This is a genomic window from Thermodesulfobacteriota bacterium (assembly GCA_040756475.1).
Classification (GTDB): Bacteria; Desulfobacterota; Deferrisomatia; order Deferrisomatales; family JACRMM01; genus JBFLZB01.
Genome location: JBFLZB010000095.1, coordinates 1 through 17,789, shown reverse-complemented (window position 1 = coordinate 17,789; position 17,789 = coordinate 1). Strand labels below are relative to the sequence as shown.

Sequence of the window (17,789 nt, the reverse complement as noted above, 5' to 3'; positions counted from 1 at the left end):
GCCGCTGCTCGCGCTCCAGGCCGACCTGGACAGCCTGCGCGAGGAGCTCGCCGTGGTGGGCCGCCGCCCCCGTTCCAGCGGGCACGAGGCCCTCAGCCGCGACGTGCGGTCGCTCTCGGAGAAGCTCGACCGCCTCCTGGAGCAGACCTCCCGCTTCGACCGCTTCCGCCTCGCCCCCGGGCTCCAGCGCCTCCACGACCACCTGGAGGCGGCGGATCTCGACCGGGCGCTCGCCGCGCGCATCCTCACCTTCCTCCAGGAGAAGCTCGAGGCCGGGGGAATTGCCGAGGGGAGGGAGGCCGAGGCCTTCCGGGAGCTCGTGCGGCGCACGGTGAAGGTGGCGGGGGGGACACTGCCCCGGGGAGAGGGGCGCCGGGGGGAGGGCCCCCGGGTGGTGGCCCTGGTAGGCCCCACGGGGGTGGGAAAGACCACCACCGTCGCCAAGCTCGCGGCCCGCTTCGCCCTGCAGGACGGCGCCCGGGTGGGCCTCATCACCGTGGACACCTTCCGGATCGCGGCGGTGGAGCAGCTCAAGACCTACGCCCGGATCATGGACGTCCCCCTGCGGGTGGCCCTGGATGCCCCGGGGTTCCAGAGCGCCGTGGAGGATCTTTCGGACCGGGAGCTCATCCTGGTGGACACCGCCGGGCAGAGCCCCCGGGACGAAGCGGCCCTGGGGGAGCTCCTGGCCCTGTTCCCCCCCCAGGTGCCCGTGGAGGTGCACCTGGTGCTCTCCGTGACCACCCGGACCCGGGACCTGGAGAAGATCCTGCGGCACTACGCGGACCTCAGGGCCTCGCGTCTCCTGCTGACCAAGCTCGACGAGACCGAGTGCCACGGGCCGCTGCTGGGCCTGCCGGTGGTCTCGCGGCTCCCCCTGAGCTACCTCACCACGGGCCAGAACGTACCCGACGACATCGAAGAGGCGACCCCGGAGGCCGTGGCCCGGTACCTGTCGGGCGGCCTGGCCGGGAGCCGGGAGCGCGAGGCGGGCCCGTGAGGGACCAGGCCCAGCGGCTGCGGGAGCTGGCCGCCCGGGCGCGAGCCGAGGATGGGGAGACGGCGCCTGCCCTGGCGTCCCCGCCCAGGCGGGTGCTGGCGGTGGCCAGCGGCAAGGGGGGCGTGGGGAAGACCAGCCTGGTGGCCAACCTGGGGGCGGTGCTCGCCCGGAGGGGCCGGCGGGTCACGGTGCTCGACGCGGACTTTGGGCTCGCCAACCTCGACATCCTCCTCAACCTCAACCCCCCGCGCAACCTGGGGCATCTGCTGCGGGGAGAAGCCCGGGCCGAAGAGGTCGTGGTGGAGGCCTCCCCCGGCCTGCGCGTGATCTCGGGCGCCTCGGGGGTACAGGCCCTGGCGGACCTGGGGGGCGAGGAGCGCCGCGGGCTCTTGGAGGCCCTGGCGCCCCTCACGGACGGTCAGGACTTCCTCCTCCTGGACGCCGCCGCGGGCATCGGGCGCAACGTGGTGGATCTGTGCCGGGCCGCCCGGGAGGTGCTCCTGGTCACCAACGCCGAGCCCACGAGCCTGACCGACGCCTACGGCCTGGCCAAGGTCGTGTGGGCGCAAGACCCCGGGGTGGAGGTGCGCCTGGTGGTCAACGGGGTCGCCGGCGCCGGGGAGGGCCAGGCGGTGCATGCCCGGCTCGACGAGGTGGTAATGCGCTTCCTGCGCCGGCGCCTGGCCTACCTGGGGCACGTGGCCCGGGACGAGCACGTGGGCCGCTCCGCCCGCCGCCAGGCCCCCTTCGTGCTGGCCTACCCCCGATGCGCCGCGAGCCGCTGCGTGGAGGCCCTGGCCGAAGCCCTGCTGGAGTCCGCGCCTCCCCCTGCCGAAGAGGGATTCTGGGAAAGACTCCTCGGAAGGCAAAAGGAGGAAAGATGAAGGCGGAAGGATGGGTCATCCCATAAGTCCCATAGGTCCCATGCGTCCCATGGGGGCAAGGCCCCTCGCCCCAGCTGGGACCGACCGCACGATGAAGCGCTTCCTGGCCCTCGCCCTGCTCGGTGCGGCGCTGCTTTGCAGCGCTCCGGCGAGCGCGCGCCTCCTGGCCCGGGTGGAGCCGGGCTGGAGCCCCTTTGCCCGGGGGCCGGTGGCCCAGGAGCTGACCTCCCTGGTCAGCGAGGCCCGGGGGCTCCTGGGGACGGATCCGGAGCGCGTTGCCTTTGTCCTGGCACGGAGCCCCGTGCAGGACGGCCCCCCGGGGCGGCTCCTCCAGGGGCTCCGGGCCGACGCCCTCTACCAGGTGGGGGGTGAGGCGGTCTTCGAGGCCCAGCGGCTCTACCGCTCCCTCGAGACCGGGACCGGCGACCCGGCCGAGCTCGCCTGGGTGCGCTTCATGCTGGCGAACATCCACCGGGGGCTCGGGTTCGACCGGGAAGCCGAGGCCGGGTACCGGGAGGCCCTGGGGGGGCCCGAGGGCCCCTGGACGCCGGCCCTGCGGTTCGACCTGGCGGCCCTGGCCCACGAGGGCGGGCGGACCGCCGAAGCCCGCGACGCCTTCCTCTCCTGGCTCCAGGCGTACCCCGAAGAGCCCGGCCGCGCCCTGGTCCTCTACCTCCTGGGCGAGGCGGAGGCCGCCCTGGGGACCGAGCCGGCCGCCCGCCTCCGGTTCCGGGAAGCCCGGGCCCTGGAACCCCAGGGGTGGCTCGTCCGGGCCGAGACCGGCCACGCCCTGGCCGAGGGGCTGCTTCGCGACGGCCACGCGGGGGATGCCGTGCAGGTCCTCGAGACCCTGGCCGAGAGCCGGCACGGCACCTGGGAAGGGGCCCGGGCGCAGCTTCGGGTGGGCGAGATCTGGGAGGCGCGGGGCGACGTGGCGCGCGCCGCCCGCACCTATGCCGTGCTCCTGGCCGGGGGCACCACCCTGGAGGGGGCGCGGGAGGCGGTGCTGCGCCTGGCGCTCCTGGGGGCAGAGCATGCCGACCGGGTGGACCTGACCGAGCCCTTTCCCGCGTACCGGGTCTTCTACCGCCCCCAGCCTTCCCTCGAAGAGATCGCCGCGGCGCGCGACCCCCTGGCCGCGCAGCGCGCCCTGCGGGGCCTGGCCGGCCTGGCGCGCCGCGAGGGCCGAGAGCTGGAGGCCCTGAGCCTCCTGGTGCGGGTGTTTCGCACCTATCCCGAGACCCCCGAATCGGGCCGGGCCTACGAGGACTTCGTGACCGCCCTCGAAGGACACTTGACGGCCCGCCTGGCCGCGAGCGCCTTCGCGGAAGTGGCCCTCACCTACGAGACCTTCCGGGAGGCAGCCGCCTGGGTCCCGACCCGGGAGACCGGCCCTCTCGCCTCGGCGGCCGCCGAGGCCTACGAGGCGCTGGGAACCCCATCCCTTGCCCGGACCCTGTACGAAGAGCTCCAGGCCCGGGGCACCCGGGCCCTCGCGCCCCCGGAGCTCGAAGCCCGAATCCTCCGGACCCGGGCGGCCGAAGGAGACCTCCAGGCCCTGCGGCGCCTGGCCCAGACCCGAAGGGACTGGCGCGCCTACCGGGCCCTGGCCCGGCGAGAGGCCTCCTCCCCCTCCTCCCCCTCTTCCGGTAACCGGGACCAGGCTCGGCGGACGTACCTGGAGGCCATCGGGGTGGCCCCCGGGCCCTCCGAGAAGGCCGAGCTCCTGGCCGAGGCCGACGGGCTCCTGGCCCCGGAGCGCTCGGCTGCCGACCTGCTCGAGGCCCTCCAGAGCCGCCGGCGCGCGTGGGAGACCCTGCCGCCGGGGCCGGAGCGGGAGGCGTGGGAGGCCGGGGAGCGGCTCCCCGAGGGCCGGCTGCGCTATGCCCTGGGCGAGGCCCGGACGGCCGCGAGCCTCCTGCGGGGCGTGTCCGAGCTCGGCCCCGAGGACCGCTACGTCCTGGCCCTGGCGGAACGAGCCGCAGGACGGCCCGCCGAGGCCCGGGCCCTGTGGGAGGCCCTGGCGGCAGAGGGGGCGCCGCTCTTCTCGGGGCTCGCGCGGGTGCACCTGGACCTGGCCGGGTTCCCCCCCGGGCTTCCTGGGCCCCCCGCAGCAGGGGGGCGCCCGTGAGCGTGCCCGCCGCCGACCTCAAGGCCGCCATCGCGCTCTTCGAGGAGACCACCCACAAGCTGCGGCGCTCCTACGAAGCCCTCCAGGAAGAGGTCCGGGAGCTCCGGCACAAGTTGGAGGCCAAGGACCGGGAGCTCGGAGACTCCCGGGCCGAGCGCAACCGCCTTGCCGGGTACCTGGAGCACCTGCTCCAGAGCGTGCCCAGCGGGGTCGTGGCGGTGGACCCGGAGGGCCGCATCACGACCCTGAACGCCGCCGCGCGGGAGATCACCGGGCTCCCGGAGGGCACCCTGGGGGCGACCTTCCGGGAACTCTTCCCCCTGGAGGGCACCGGCGGGGCCCCGGTTCCCACCCTGGAGGACCTGGAGGGCGAGCCCCGGCCCGAGGTGGCCATCCTGCGGCCCGACGGGGAGAGGCGGCTCCTGGGGCTTCGGGTCTCTCCGTTTCGGGGAGAGGGGGGGCAGCTCCTGGGCCGGGTGGTGGTCTTCCAGGACGTGACGCGCCTCAAGCGTCTCGAGGAGCAGGAGAGCCGCAACCGCCGCCTGGTGGCCATGGGCGAGATGGCCGCGGGCATCGCCCACGAGATCCGAAATCCCCTGGGGAGCCTGGAGCTCTTTGCGTCCCACCTCCTGGACGAGCTCCGGGGGACCCCTCGGGAGGAGCTGGCGGGCCATGTGCTCAAGGGCATCCAGAACCTCTCGCGGATCACGGGGAACCTGCTCCTCTTCGCCCGCAAGGTGGAGCCCCAGCGCGCCCCCGTGGACCTGGCCGGGGTGCTGCGGGAGGCCGCGCTGTACGCCCGCGCCGCGATCTCGGCCAAGGGGGTGCGCCTGGAAGAGGCCCTCGGGCCGGCCGCGGTGGCGGCCGACCCGGATCTGCTCCGGCAGGCCTTCCTGAACCTGCTCCTCAACGCGGTGCAGGCCGTGGGCGAAGGGGGGGTCATCCGGGTAGAGTCGGCCCTGGACCCCGCCGAGACGCCCCCCGTGGCCCTGGCACGGGTGCTGGACGACGGACCCGGGGTCTCGGCGGAAGCGCGGGAGCGGATCTTCGACCCCTTCTACACCACCCGGGCCGGGGGCATGGGCCTGGGGCTCGCCATCGTCCAGCGCATCGTCTCCGCCCACGGCGGATGGGTCTCGGTGGGGCGGGGCCCCCTGGGCGGCGCCGAGTTCACGGTGGGCCTGCCCGCCGCAGGGTAGGGAGGCGGAGGGGGGAGCGTGGACATCATGGACGGAGTGGACATCGTGGACGCAGTGGACGGACACGCCGCCCCTCGGTATCGGTATCGGTATCGACGTCGGTTTCGATCCCGATCCCTATACCGATAGGCTGTGAGGGGGGGCGAGCGCAGGCCTCGGCGGTCCGAGGACGCCCCTGGCCACAACGCTTTCTCTCCAACGCGCAACGGGCAACGGGCAACACACAACGCGCAAACAGGAGTCCTCCTTGGAGCAGCGCAAGATTCTCGTGGTAGACGACGACGGCGAGATGCGCCTGGCGCTGGAGCTCACCCTGCGCAAGGCGGGCTACGCGTGTACCCTGGCCCGGGACGGCCAGGAGGCGCTGGACACGCTCAAGGGAGAGACCTTCGACCTGGTGGTGACGGACCTGCGCATGCCCCGGGTGGACGGGATCGAGCTCCTGGAGCGGCTCTCCGCCGCGGCCCCCCACACGCCGGCCCTGGTCATCACCGCCCACGGCACCGTGGACACCGCGGTGGAGAGCATGAAGCGGGGGGCGTCGGACTTCCTGCAAAAGCCCTTCGGCCCCGACGTACTCCTGGCCAAGGTCGCCGGAGCCCTGGCCCGGGCGCTCCCGGCGCCCCCGGCCCTGGCCTCCTCGGGGGCGACCGCGGGCTTCCTCGCCGCAGACCCGGCCATGGCGGAGGTCCTGGCCCTGGTGGAGGCTGCGGCGGCCTCCAAGGCCACCGTTCTCCTCACCGGGGAGAGCGGCACCGGCAAGGAGGTGGTGGCCCGGCGCATCCACGAGCTCTCCCCTTGGGTCCGTGGGGCGTTCGTGGCGGTCAACTGCGCCGCCATCCCGGCCAACCTCATGGAGAGCGAGCTCTTCGGCCACGAGAAGGGGTCCTTCACGGGGGCGGGGGAGGCACGGGCGGGGAAGTTCGAGCAGGCCCAGGGGGGGACGATCCTGCTCGACGAGGTGAGCGAGATGGAGCCCGCCCTCCAGGCCAAGCTCCTGCGGGTGCTCCAGGAGCGCGAGGTGGAGCGGGTGGGGGGGCGCAAGCCCCTGCCCCTGGACCTGCGGGTCATCGCCACCACCAACCGGGACCTGCCCGGGGAGGTGCGCAAGGGGCGCTTTCGCGAGGACCTCTACTACCGCCTCCACGTGCTGCCCATCGAGATTCCCCCCCTGCGCTCCCGGCGGGGCGACGTGGTGCCCCTGGCGGCCCACTTCCTGGAGTCCTCCTGCCGGGTCAACGGGCTGCCCCCCACCCGGCTCACCCCCGCCGCGGAGGCGGCCCTTGCCGCCCACGACTGGCCCGGCAATGTGCGGGAGCTCCAGAACGCCGTGGAGCGGGCTGCCATCGTCGCCCGGGGCGCGCCCCTCGAGCCCCGGCACCTGCGCCTGGGCGGAGGGCCGGGGCGCCCGGACGCCGGCATGGAGGTGCAGGGGACCCTGGAGGACATGGAGCGGCGCATCATCCTGGCCGCCTTCGAGAAGCACGGGAGCAACAAGAAGGCCACGTCCCGGGCCCTGGGGATCAACGTCAAGACCCTGCGCCAGCGGCTGCGGGACTACGGAGTGGAGGCCCCCGACGGACCCGAGGGACCCCCGGAGGGAGAGGACTGACCCCCGGGGGGCAGAAGCGCTCCCCCCCGAAGGCGGTGCCCGCGGGGCCCGGGGGCGCCGGGCGCGGGCATTCCGGGAGGTGACCGGCGTGGAACGCAACTTGCTATGCTCTCGGACCGAGGGGCGCCCCTGCCCGGACCCCGGGCGGGCCGGCATTCTGGACAGCCGCTTCGCAGGAGGTGTACCGTGGGGCTTCTCGACGCCGTGGACCGTTCGATCGCGCCGGCCGTGCGGGGCCTGGAGTACCGGTCCAGCCGCCACGGGGCCATCGCTTCGAACATCGCCAATGCCGATACCCCCGGCTACCGGGCGGTGGACGTGTCCTTCGCGGGGGCGCTGGGGCGGGCGGGGCTGCCCCTGGCCGTGACCCACCCCGGCCACCGGCAGGGATCGCGGATGCCCGGCGCCGACCGGGTGGTGCTCTCGGGGGGAGAGCCCCGGCGCGACGGCAACGACGTGGACGTGGATCGGGAGATGGCGCTCCTGGCGCGCAACCAGATCGAGTACCAGTTCCTCACCCGGGCCCTGGGGGGGAGGTTCCGCAAGCTCAAGGAAGCCATTACCGGGAGGGCCGCGCCGTGAGCTTCTTCCGCGTGATGGAGATCGCCTCCTCGGCCCTGGGCGCCCAGCGCCTGCGCATGGAGGCCGTGGCCTCGAACCTGGCCAACGCCGGGACGACCCGAACGGCCGACGGCGGCCCCTACCGCCGCCGGGACGTGGTCTTCGAGACCGCGGCGCCTGCGTCGTTTCGCACCGCGCTGGCCGCTGCCGGGCGGGGGGTGCGGGTGTCCCGGGTGGTGGAGGACGTCCAACCGCCCCAGCTGCGCTACGAACCCGGCCACCCCGACGCCAACCCCCAGGGATACGTGGCTTACCCCAACGTGGACCCGGTGGTGGAGATGGTGAACCTGCTCAGCGCCTCCCGGTCCTACGAAGCCAACGTGACCGTGATGGAGGCCACCAAGAACCTCATGCTGCGGGCGCTGGAAATTTGAAGGCCGTGAGACGTGAGACGTGAAGCGTAAGGGGGGAGCAGGGAACGCTTCACGCTTTACGTCTCACGCTTCACGACCCAAAGGAGCTCACCATGGTGAAGGAACTGACGGGGCTCAGCGCGGGGGCGCTGCCGGGCGAGGCGGCCCGGGCCAGGGGGCCCGCGGGCGCAAAGGGCTTCGGGGAGTTCCTCTCGGAGAGCCTCCAGAAGGTGGACGCCCTCCAGAAGGACGCCGACGCCGCGGTGACCCAGATCGCCCAGGGGGGAGACGTGGGAATCCAGGAGGCCATGGTGGCCATCGAGAAGGCCGACGTATCCTTCAAGCTCATGATGGAAGTGCGCCAGAAGATCCTCGACGCCTACCAGGAAGTCATGCGGATGCAGGTGTGAGGACCTGACCGGTGGCGTTCTGGGACAGTGCCCTCGCCCAGTCCGGCCGGCTGTGGGGCGGCCTCAGCGCCGCCCAGCGCGCCGTCTTTCTCGCCGTGGCCGCAGCCCTGGCCGCGGGCTTTGCTGCGCTCGTCTTCTGGGCGGGCTCCCCCGACTACGCGGTGCTCTACGGGAGGCTCTCGGTGGACGACGCCGCCCAGGTGGTGGAGCGGCTGCAGGGGGCAGGGGTCCCCTACCGCCTCCAGGACGGGGGCCGCACCGTGATGGTCCCCTCGGGGCGGGTGTACGACCTGCGCCTCCAGCTCGCGGGCGAGGGGGTCCCCCAGGGGGGTGTGGTCGGGTTCGAGATCTTCGACCAGTCGGGCTTCGGCATGACCGACTTCGCCCAGAAGGTCAACTTCACCCGCGCCCTGGAAGGTGAGCTCACCCGAACCATCCGCCGCCTCGAAGGGGTGGAGGGTGCCCGGGTCCACCTGGTGCTCCCCGAGCGGCGGCTCTTCGAGTCGGAGCAGCAGCCGGCCACGGCCTCCGTGGTCCTCCAGCTCGGCTCGGGCCGGCGCCTGGGCGGCAAACAGATCCAGGGCGTCGTGTACCTGGTGGCCTCCAGCGTGCAGGGGCTCGAGCCCGGGGCGGTCACGGTGGTGGACACCCAGGGCAACGTCCTCTACCAGGCCTCGGGCGACGAGCCGGGGCTCCTGGCCGCGAGCCAGCTCGAGTACAAGCGGGCGTACGAGAAGGAGGCGGAGCGCCGGGTGCGCGAGATGCTCGAACGCGTGCTGGGATCGGGAGCGGCGGTCGTGCAGGTGTCGGCCCGCTTCGACTTCGACCGGGTGGAGGAGACCTCCGAGGTCTTCGACCCCGAGGCGGTGGCGGTGCGCAGCGAGGAGCGCCAGAGCGAGTCGAGCACGGGCCCCGGCGGGCCCGCGGGGGTGCCCGGGGTGGCCGCGAACGTGGCGGGGGCCGGCCCGGAGGCCGGCACGGGGGCGGGCTCTTCGACCCGGGAGACCGAAACCGTCAACTACGAGGTCTCCAAGAGGGTGACCCGGGTGCAGCGCACCCCGGGAGCCCTCACCCGGCTCACGGCTGCGGTGGCGGTGGACGGCACCTACCGGGAAGGCGCCGACGGCGCCAAGGAGTTCGTGCCCCGCGGCGCCGAGGAGCTCTCCCGGCTGCGCTCCCTCGTGGAAAAGGCCGTGGGCTTCGATGCGGCGCGGGGAGATGAGGTGGAGGTCACGAGCATCCCCTTCCGCCCCGCGGAGGTCCTGGACGAACCTCGGGGGCTCTGGGGTCCTGAGCTCCTCTCGAGCCTGATCCGGTACGGCGCCGTGGCGTTCGTCGCGCTGTTGCTCGTGGCGGGGGTGGCCCGGCCGCTCCTGCGGTGGCTCGGCTCCGCGTCCCGGGGGCCCGAGGTCACGGGCCCGGTCACCGTGGCCGAGCTGGAGCGACAGCTCGCGGCCGAGGGGGCGGGACAGCCCTTCGCCCTGGACGAGACGACCCCGTCCGAGACGATGAAGCGCGAAGCCCTCAAGAAGCGGCTGTCCGAGATGGTCCAGACCGAGCCCGAGGTCGCCGCCCAGCTCATCCGAAGCTGGATGACGGAGGAGTGATGGCCGAGGCCGGCGATTCCTCCGGCGTGCGCAAGGCTGCCGTGCTCCTGGTGGCTCTCGGGGAGAGCGCCTCCGAGGCGGTCTTCCCCCACCTGAGGGACGAGGAAATCCAGGAGCTGAGCCGCGAAATTGCCGTTCTGGAGAAGGCGACGAGCGAGGAGGCGCAGGCGATCCTGGAGGAGTTCCATACCCTGGCCCTGGCCCGCAGCTACGTGCTCCAGGGGGGCGTGGAGTACGCCAAGAAGGTCCTGCGCAAGAGCCTCCCCCCGGAGCGCTGCCGCGAGATCCTGGACCGCCTCACCAAGTACCTGGACCAGGGGCCGGGCTTCTCCAACCTGCGCAAGGCCGACCCGCGGCTCCTGTCGAAGATCATCCAGAAGGAGCACCCCCAGACCATCGCCTTCGTCCTCTCCCACCTGGACGTGAGCAAGGCGGCCCACGCCATCGCCAGCCTGCCCTCCGACCTCCAGGTAGAGGTGGCCCGGCGCATGGCGAATCTGGAAGAGATCAGCCCCGACGTGGTGAAGAAGGTCTCTTCGGTGCTCGACAAGAAGCTCGTGGCCATGGCCGGCTCCTCCATCGAGGTGCAGGGGGTCAAGACCGTGGCCGAGGTCTTGAACCGCATGGGCCGCGCCGAGTCCAAGAACATCCTCGACAAGCTCGAGCAGGAGAACCCCGAGCTCGCCGCCCACATCCGCCAGCTCATGTTCGTCTTCGACGACATCTCGTACCTCCCGGACCGGGCCCTCCAGGAGATCCTCAAGCGGGCCGACAAACACGTGCTCATCGTGGCGCTCAAGGGCGCCAGCGAGGACCTGCGGCAGAAGTTCTTCCGCAACATGAGCTCCCGCGCCGTGGAGACCATGAAGGAGGAGATGTCGTTCATGGGCCCGACAAAGGTGAGCGAAGTCAACGAGTCCCAGTCGGCCATCACCGAGATCGTCCGCCAGTTGGAGGAGGAGGGCGTCATCGTGCTCGCTGCCGGCGAAGAGGACGAGTACATCAGCTGACCCGCCGGCTCCCCGGGATGGAAATCGACATCGATTTCCATCCCGATATCGATTTCAATTTGGATCGGGTAGGGAAATTGGGACTGACACGCCTGGGCGGTCTGAGGCGAATCCTGGAAATCCTTGAAAACCAGAGGTCTTGGACCATGCGTCACGTTTCTCCCCGGACCTCTCCGAACATGGCGGGTCCGATTCGCTTCACCCACCCGAATTGCCATGCAATGTTCGGGGGCGGGCCGGGGGTCTCCCCGGAGGCGGCGCAGGCGGCTGTGGCGATGCCCCAGCAGACACGGGATGCCCGTCCCCTCCCCCGCTGGAATGCCAAGGACCATCCAGAAGCTCGCGGGATCCTGCGCCGCCGGAGGGGAGGCCCTCGGCCCGCTCACTGCGGCGATCTGAGGCAAGACCGCGCCAGGCTTTCCAGAGGAACGAGGTGACCAAGACTTCCCCCACCGACATCCGCCCATTCTCGTGGGCCGACCTCGAATCCGGCCCGCCGGCCGACCCGCCCGGCCAGCCAGGCTCGAAGGGCCCGACCCCCGGGGCCCCGGTGCGGGCCTACCGGTGGGCCGAGCTCGACGGCCTCCCGGGGGACTCCACCAGCGCCCAGGCGCCGGCCGACCCGGCCCAGGCAGCCCTTGCCGAGGCGCGCAGGGAGGCGGAAGCCCTCATGGGTGCTGCCCGGGAGGAAGCCCGGAGTCTTACGGCCGCGGCACACCGGAAGGGTCTCGAGACGGGCCTGGCCGAAGGCCGCAAGACGTTGGAGAAGGCTGCCGAGGACCTGTGCCGCGCCGCCGCGGAGCTGGCCGGATACAAGGAGGCCCTGTACCGGGAGGCCCGCGACCAGGTGGTGGAGCTGTGCCTGGCGCTGGTCAACCGGCTGCTGGGCCCCCTGGCCGCGGGAGACGAGGAGGCCGTGATCCGGGTGGTGGAGCGGGCCCTCCAGCTCCTCAGCGACCGAGAGCAGCTCACCATCCGCATCCACCCCCAGGACCTGCGCAGCCTGGTGGAGGCCAAGCCGCGGATCCTCGAATCCTTCGACGGCATCCACAAGCTCACCGTCCTCGAGGACCCCGCCGTAAAGCCCGGGGGCTGCCTCGTCCAGACGCCCACCGCCGAGATCGACGCCCGCCTGGAGACCCAGCTGGCCGAGCTCGCCCGGTCCCTTCGGAGCGCCTGATGGGGCTGGATCTCTCGGAGGAGCTGCGCTCCGTCGCCGCCACCGAGATCCTGCGCCCCCACGGCAAGGTCGTGCAGGTGGTGGGGATGGTCGTGGAGGCTTCGGGCCCCAACGCGCCCGTGGGCGACATCTGCCTGGTGCACCCCGAGGGGAGCGCCTTCGAGCGGCAGCGGGCGATTCCCTGCGAGGTGGTGGGCTTCCGGGAGGGACGCATCCTCCTCATGCCCTACGGGGACATGAGGGGAATCCAGCCGGGAAGCCGGGTCGTCGCCACGGGGAGCCCCAGCCTGTGCCAGGTGGGGGACGAGCTCCTGGGCCGCGTCATCGACGGCACCGGCAACCCCATCGACGAGCGGGGCCCCCCCGGGTGCCGGCGCAAGTACCCCCTCTACGGCCGCGAGCTCAACCCCATCGCCCGGGACCGCATCCGGGAGACCCTGGGCACCGGGGTCAAGGTCCTCGACGGGCTGCTCACCTGCGGCAAGGGCCAGCGCATGGGGATCTTCGCCGGCAGCGGGGTGGGCAAGAGCGTGCTGCTCGGGATGATCGCCCGCAACACCTCCGCGGATGTCAACGTGATCGCCCTGATCGGCGAGCGGGGCCGCGAGGTGCGCGAGTTCATCGAGCGAGACCTGGGAGAGGAGGGAATCCGCCGCTCGGTGGTCGTGGTGAGCACCTCGGAGAAGTCGCCCCTGGTGAAGGCCCGGGGCGCCCTGGTCGCCACATCGGTGGCCGAATATTTTCGGGACCAGGGCAAGGACGTGCTCCTCCTCATGGACTCGGCCACCCGGTTCGCCATGGCGCTTCGCGAGGTAGGGCTGGCCATCGGCGAGCCCCCCACCACCAAGGGCTACACGCCCAGCGTGTTTGCGGCCCTGCCCCGGCTCATGGAGCGGGCGGGGATGGGGGAGCGGGGCCAGGGCTCCATCACGGGGCTCTACACGGTGCTCGTGGAGGGCGACGACATGAACGACCCGGTGGCCGATACCGTGCGCTCCATCCTCGACGGCCACGTGGTCCTCTCCCGCAACCTCGCGGCCCGCAACCACTACCCGGCAGTGGACGTGCTCGCCTCGGCCAGCCGCCTGATGATGGACATCGTTCCTCCCTCCCACCGGCAGGCCGCCGGCCGGATGCGCAGGCTGCTCGCGGCGTACCGCGGTGCGGAGGACCTCATCAGCATCGGAGCGTACCAACCCGGCACCAATCCCGACGTGGACGAGGCCCTGGAGAAGCGCGCACGAATGGAGGCGTTTCTCACCCAGGCAATGGAGGAAGCCTGGACCCCCGAGGGGGTCCTCCAGGCCCTCGCCGCGCTCTTTCCCGAGGAGGGTTAGGTGGGGTTCGTCTTTCGTCTGGAGAAGGTCCTCTCCGTGCGCTGCATCCAGGAGGAGGCGGCCCAACAGTGCCACGCCAGGGCGCAGGAAGAGCTCCAGGGCGCCCTGGCCCGCCTGGAGGCCCTGAGGGCCGGCCTGCGCCGCTCCCGGGAGGAGCTCGACGACCTCAAGCGGACCGACGCCCTCACCCCCGATACCCTCTACCTCCACTCCCTGCACGCGGCGGGGCAGCGCCGCCGGATCGAGCAGGCCGCGGCAGAAGCCGAGGCGGCGTCTCGGCGCGCCGCCCAGGCGGCCGAGGCGCTTCGGGAGGCCCACCAGGCCCGGCAGTCCCTGGAGAAGCTCCGGGAGCGCGACCAGGAGGCCTGGCGCGCCGCCGAGGCCCGCAAGGACGCCCTTCGGATCGACGAGCTCGCGGTGTCGCGCCACCGCGCGCGGGAGGAGGAAAGCCATGGCCCCTGAGGTCCGTTCCCTGCCCCCCCGGGCGCTCCTGGCCATCCTCCTGTGCCTGGCTCCTCCCGCCGCCCTCCCCTCTCCAGCCCAGCAACCGCAAGCCTTTCGGGAGAGTGTCGAGAGCGTGGAGGCCAAGGCACGCCTCCTGCAAGAGCTGGATCGGCAGATCGACCAGAGGCGGCTGGAGCTGGCCCGGGAAGGGGAAGCCCTGGCGGCCCTGCTCCGGGCCCTGGATGCCGCCAAGCAGGAGCTGGCGGCAGAGCAGCAGCGCCTGGAGGCGCTACGCCAGCAGGTGGAGGCCGACATCGCCCGGCGCGACACGCTGGTGGACGAACGCCTCCAGCAGATCTCCCGGGTCTACGGGGCCATGAAGCCCCGGGAGGCCTCCCTGGCCCTGGAGGGGATGGAAGACGACATGGCCGTCGCCATCCTCGAGCGGCTTCCGGGCCGCGCCGTGGGAAAGATCTTCGACCTGATGCCCAAGGACCGGGTCCGCGAGCTCACCCGCCGTTTGGAGGAGGGGAGGCGCGCCCGAGGAGAGTGAGCCCGTGGAAGCAACCGTAGTCCCGGCCGCCCCCGCCGCCCCCCCTGCTTCGCGAACTCCCCCGCCCGCAACGACCCCGGACACCCCCTCCGGGACCTCCCGCTCCAAGGCGGCCGGTTCGGTCTCCGCACCGGGCCTCGAGCCCATCTCCTTTGGGCCCCTGTTCGGCGCGGCCCTGGCCTCGGCCGCGGGCGAGCCGGCCTCCTTTGCCCCCCTCGGGATCGGCGACCTCCTCACGACGCTCCCGATGCCCCCGGACGCGGAGTCCGAAAGCGCTTTCCCCGAGGAGGCAGACGGGGACCGAGCGGGGATCTGGGCCGGCCCGGTCGAATGGATCGTCCCCGCAACCGCAACCCCTGCCCGCCCCGAAGCCAAGCAAGCCACCCCGGCCGCCTTCCCCGGGCCCGGCACAGACCGGGCGCCGCCCGCGGCCCCTTCCCCATGGCCGGCGCCCCATCGGGGAACCTCGGCGTCCGGGCCCGGCGGCCAGGACCCCTCCTTCGAGGGAGCCGGCCGACCCGTACCACCTGTCCGGCAGGGGCCGGGCTGGGCCCGGGGGCTCCCCGAGAGCCTGCGGGAGTCGGTGCTCCAGGAGCCCGGCGAGAGGGGCCGGGCAGAGCGCCTGTGGGGCTTCTGGCTTCGCCGAGAGGCCGAGGCCGCCGCCGGGCCTGGACGCCAGGGCCCCGAGGCGGCCTCGGACGACGCCCTCGCCGTGACCGGACCTCGCGCCCCCGGGCGGGAGCTCCCGGAAGGCGCAGACGGGCTCGCCAAGACGGCGCGCCCGGGGGAGACCCCTGCCCCCGAGGCCCCCCGGGGAGCCGCTGCTGCGCCGCCGGAGGGCGCGCGGGAGGCTTCCGGGCCCCGGCCCCAGCCCGCCCCGCCCCCGCCCCACCAGGTGGCCCACGCGGTGCGCATGGCCGTGTCCCGGGGGGGCGACCGGGTCACCGTGCGCCTGGAACCCGAGCACCTGGGAAAGGTGGAGGTCGTCCTGGCCCGGGAGCCTGCGGGGGCGGGCCTTACCGCCCACCTCCGGGTGGAGAACCCCCAGGCCCACCAGGCCCTCAGCACCGAGATGCCGCTGCTGCGCCAGGCCCTGGAGACCCGGGGGGTGAACCTGGTCCACGTGCAGGTGGATCTGGACGACCGCCAGGCCGGCGGAGAGAGAGCCGGGAAGGGACCCGCCCACCGGTCCCGCCGGGGGGGAGGCCCCCAGGCCGCGGCGGGCGAGGGCGAAGACCTGGCCGTCCGGGCCCACCTGTGGAGGCCCTGGGGCTTCGAGGCCCTCATCTGAAGAGACGCACGCCTGATTCGCGGCAGCCTGCGAAATTCTTTCGGACAGGAGACGCGCCATGCAGATCATGGGTACCGGACCGGGGGCTTCCCCGGGAGCCCAGCAGAGCCCTTCCCAGACCACCCTGGGGGACTTCCAGCAGTTCCTCAAGCTCTTCGTATCCCAGCTCAAGTACCAGGATCCCCTGAGTCCCCTGGGGGGAGACGACTTCCTGGCCCAGACCGCCCAGTTCTCCACCGTGGAGCAACTGGTGAACCTCAACACCAAGGCCGCGAGCAGCGCGGCCGAGGCCGCCCTCTACGGGCGCTCCACCGCCGCCGCCCTCATCGGCCGCACCGTCCACGCGAGCATCGGAGAGCTGCCGGTCTCCGGCCGGGTCGTGCAGGTGGCCTACGCCCGGGACGGCACCATCGTCCTGGGCCTGGAGGGCGGACACACGGTGGCCTTCTCCGACGTCGTCTCCGTATCCGAACTCTGACCGCCACAGGAGGTGGATCATGCTGCGTTCCTTCTACTCGGGCATTTCCGGGCTCCGCAACCACCAGCAGGCCATGGACGTGCTGGGCAACAACATCTCCAACGTCAACACCCCCGGCTACAAGGGCAGCCGGGTGACCTTCATGGACACCCTGAGCCAGACCCTCCAGGGGGCCCGGGCCGCCAACGACGCCGTAGGGGGGCGCAATCCCCTCCAGATCGGCCTGGGCATGACGCTGGCGGCGGTAGACAAGAACATGGGGCAGGGGGCCCTCCAGAGCACCGGCAACGGCCTGGACCTGGCCATCGAGGGCCAGGGGTTCTTCGTGGTGGGCCAGGGCGCGAACTTCTTCTACAGCCGGGCCGGCTCGTTTTCGGTGGATGACAACTTCAACCTCGTGACCAACACCGGCGATCGGGTCTACGGCTGGGTCGACACCGACCAGAACGGGGTGGTGGACCCCGCCCGCGACGTGCTGAGCTTCATCAACCTCGACCGCCGGGGAGACGGGCGCATCACCAACGTGCTGGCCACGGCCACCCCGGCGGTGGCGGGCCCGAACCAGGGGGACTCCTCCCTGGGGCGAGTGGTGCCGTTCACCACCACGGTCACCGACGAGTGGCGGGTGGAGTGCACCAACGCGGCCACCGGCGAGTTCACGGTCACCGGCACCCGCAGCGGGGTGCAGGGCACGATCCTCGTGGGCCAGACCTTCACCGACCCGGACGTGGGCACCTTCGTGGTCAACGGGGGGATGCCCGCCCTGGCAAACCTCCAGCTCGACACCAACGGGGACGGCGACTTCCTCCAGATCACCGCCCTGGACTTCGGGGCCGGGGGCAACGACATCCACGTGGAGCTCGTCAACCGCGGGGTAAACCAGAGCCTCGGGGTCACCGTCCAGGGAACCAAGATCAGTGTGGGCCTGGCCACCGACGCCCTGGGGCGGGTGATCTCTACCGAGGCCGAGGTGGCCGCCGTTCTGGGGCTCCACCCCCAGGCCTCGCTCCTGGTTTCCACGGCCATCGGGAGCACCACCGGGCCCGGCACCGGCGCGGGGGTGGCCGCGGCCTCCCTGGACCGGTTCCTTCAGGGAGGGGCCGGCCCGAACCAGGGCGACTACTTCACCTTCTCCACCACGGCCCCGGGCGGCGCCGCCCTGGAGACCCTCACGGTGAGCCGCGATGGCGCCATCATCGGGATCTTCGAGAACGGCACCACCGAGGAGATCGCCCGGGTGGCCCTCGCCATGGTCCCCAACCCCCAGGGGCTCCTCTCCATAGGGGCCGGCAAGTTCGCGGAGTCGCCCACCTCGGGCTCCGGCTTTCCGGTGGTGGTGGCCGGCACCGGCGGCAGCGGGAGCGTGGCCTCGGGCTTCCTGGAAATGTCCAACGTGGACCTCACCCAGGAGTTCACCAGCATGATCACCACCCAGCGGGGGTTCCAGGCCAACTCGCGCATCATCACCACCAGCGACGAGATGCTCCAGGACCTGCTGGCCTTGAAGCGGTAAAGATTTCTCCGCCTCGGGGCGAAGAGGGGAGGGCGGGAAACCCGCCCTCCCCTCTTCGCTTGTTTGCGGTCCGAGACCGTGGTAAGGAAGGGTCCCATGCCCAAGAAGCGCGTCATCCTGCTGCTGGTCGTCGTGGTGCTGGTGGCCGGCGTCGCCGGCGGCGCTT

Annotated in this window: 17 protein-coding genes; all 17 read left to right on the top strand. The window is 72.5% G+C overall.

The window, feature by feature from the left end; all coding sequences use genetic code 11:
- Positions 1 to 1,000, top strand: a 1,000-nt coding sequence (locus AB1578_14090) for a flagellar biosynthesis protein FlhF (GenBank protein MEW6489032.1), incomplete at its 5' end; no start/stop codon positions are given.
- The gene (locus AB1578_14085) at positions 997 to 1,884 is read left to right on the top strand and encodes a MinD/ParA family protein (GenBank protein MEW6489031.1); all 888 of its coding nucleotides are present in this window, start codon (positions 997 to 999) and stop codon (positions 1,882 to 1,884) included. The genes AB1578_14090 and AB1578_14085, both read left to right, overlap by 4 nt.
- Positions 1,885 to 1,975: 91 nt before the next feature.
- Complete coding sequence (locus AB1578_14080) at positions 1,976 to 4,015, top strand: hypothetical protein (protein MEW6489030.1); 2,040 nt, start codon at positions 1,976 to 1,978, stop codon at positions 4,013 to 4,015.
- Positions 4,012 to 5,214 carry an ATP-binding protein gene (locus AB1578_14075; protein MEW6489029.1) on the top strand — a complete coding sequence of 401 codons (1,203 nt, stop codon included), beginning with the start codon at positions 4,012 to 4,014 and terminating at the stop codon, positions 5,212 to 5,214. Before AB1578_14080 ends, AB1578_14075 begins: the two co-directional genes overlap by 4 nt.
- Positions 5,215 to 5,461: 247 nt before the next feature.
- Positions 5,462 to 6,826 (top strand): sigma-54 dependent transcriptional regulator, encoded by a 1,365-nt coding sequence (locus AB1578_14070; GenBank protein MEW6489028.1) that lies wholly within the window; start codon positions 5,462 to 5,464, stop codon positions 6,824 to 6,826.
- A 186-nt stretch (positions 6,827 to 7,012) separates the two neighbouring features.
- On the top strand, positions 7,013 to 7,408 hold the full coding sequence (flgB, locus tag AB1578_14065) for a flagellar basal body rod protein FlgB (protein ID MEW6489027.1): 396 nt from the start codon (positions 7,013 to 7,015) through the stop codon (positions 7,406 to 7,408).
- Positions 7,405 to 7,821 carry a flagellar basal body rod protein FlgC gene (gene flgC, locus AB1578_14060; protein MEW6489026.1) on the top strand — a complete coding sequence of 139 codons (417 nt, stop codon included), beginning with the start codon at positions 7,405 to 7,407 and terminating at the stop codon, positions 7,819 to 7,821. The genes flgB and flgC overlap by 4 nt, the downstream gene beginning before the upstream one ends.
- Before the next feature lie 92 nt (positions 7,822 to 7,913).
- Positions 7,914 to 8,210 carry a flagellar hook-basal body complex protein FliE gene (gene fliE, locus AB1578_14055; GenBank protein ID MEW6489025.1) on the top strand — a complete coding sequence of 99 codons (297 nt, stop codon included), beginning with the start codon at positions 7,914 to 7,916 and terminating at the stop codon, positions 8,208 to 8,210.
- A gap of 11 nt (positions 8,211 to 8,221) precedes the next feature.
- Positions 8,222 to 9,817: a flagellar basal-body MS-ring/collar protein FliF gene (gene fliF, locus AB1578_14050; protein ID MEW6489024.1), complete on the top strand. Its 1,596-nt coding sequence runs from the start codon at positions 8,222 to 8,224 to the stop codon at positions 9,815 to 9,817.
- Positions 9,817 to 10,827 carry a flagellar motor switch protein FliG gene (gene fliG / locus AB1578_14045; protein MEW6489023.1) on the top strand — a complete coding sequence of 337 codons (1,011 nt, stop codon included), beginning with the start codon at positions 9,817 to 9,819 and terminating at the stop codon, positions 10,825 to 10,827. Before fliF ends, fliG begins: the two co-directional genes overlap by 1 nt.
- Before the next feature lie 433 nt (positions 10,828 to 11,260).
- Entirely contained in the window at positions 11,261 to 12,007 is a 747-nt protein-coding gene (locus AB1578_14040) for a FliH/SctL family protein (protein ID MEW6489022.1), read from the top strand.
- Entirely contained in the window at positions 12,007 to 13,344 is a 1,338-nt protein-coding gene (locus tag AB1578_14035) for a FliI/YscN family ATPase (GenBank protein MEW6489021.1), read from the top strand. Before AB1578_14040 ends, AB1578_14035 begins: the two co-directional genes overlap by 1 nt.
- Complete coding sequence (gene fliJ, locus AB1578_14030) at positions 13,345 to 13,806, top strand: flagellar export protein FliJ (GenBank protein ID MEW6489020.1); 462 nt, start codon at positions 13,345 to 13,347, stop codon at positions 13,804 to 13,806. It begins immediately after the preceding gene.
- Entirely contained in the window at positions 13,796 to 14,341 is a 546-nt protein-coding gene (locus tag AB1578_14025; GenBank protein MEW6489019.1) for a hypothetical protein, read from the top strand. The genes fliJ and AB1578_14025 overlap by 11 nt, the downstream gene beginning before the upstream one ends.
- A gap of 4 nt (positions 14,342 to 14,345) precedes the next feature.
- Positions 14,346 to 15,632 carry a flagellar hook-length control protein FliK gene (locus AB1578_14020; GenBank protein MEW6489018.1) on the top strand — a complete coding sequence of 429 codons (1,287 nt, stop codon included), beginning with the start codon at positions 14,346 to 14,348 and terminating at the stop codon, positions 15,630 to 15,632.
- Positions 15,633 to 15,690: 58 nt separating this feature from the next.
- Positions 15,691 to 16,110, top strand: a complete 420-nt coding sequence (locus AB1578_14015) for a flagellar hook capping FlgD N-terminal domain-containing protein (GenBank protein ID MEW6489017.1) — start codon at positions 15,691 to 15,693, stop codon at positions 16,108 to 16,110.
- A gap of 19 nt (positions 16,111 to 16,129) precedes the next feature.
- A complete protein-coding gene (locus tag AB1578_14010) occupies positions 16,130 to 17,623 on the top strand; it encodes a flagellar hook-basal body complex protein (protein ID MEW6489016.1) in 1,494 nt (497 codons plus the stop codon).
- Positions 17,624 to 17,789 lie beyond the last annotated feature (166 nt).

Bases quoted from the DNA above. Each gene is read 5' to 3' on its own strand.
- fliE (MEW6489025.1), top strand. From the start codon at position 7,914: ATGGTGAAGGAACTGACGGGGCTCAGCGCGGGGGCGCTGCCGGGCGAG.
- fliG (MEW6489023.1), top strand. From the start codon at position 9,817: ATGGCCGAGGCCGGCGATTCCTCCGGCGTGCGCAAGGCTGCCGTGCTC.
- AB1578_14025 (MEW6489019.1), top strand. From the start codon at position 13,796: ATGGCCCCTGAGGTCCGTTCCCTGCCCCCCCGGGCGCTCCTGGCCATC.
- AB1578_14015 (MEW6489017.1), top strand. From the start codon at position 15,691: ATGCAGATCATGGGTACCGGACCGGGGGCTTCCCCGGGAGCCCAGCAG.
- AB1578_14035 (MEW6489021.1), top strand. From the start codon at position 12,007: ATGGGGCTGGATCTCTCGGAGGAGCTGCGCTCCGTCGCCGCCACCGAG.
- AB1578_14080 (MEW6489030.1), top strand. From the start codon at position 1,976: ATGAAGCGCTTCCTGGCCCTCGCCCTGCTCGGTGCGGCGCTGCTTTGC.
- AB1578_14010 (MEW6489016.1), top strand. From the start codon at position 16,130: ATGCTGCGTTCCTTCTACTCGGGCATTTCCGGGCTCCGCAACCACCAG.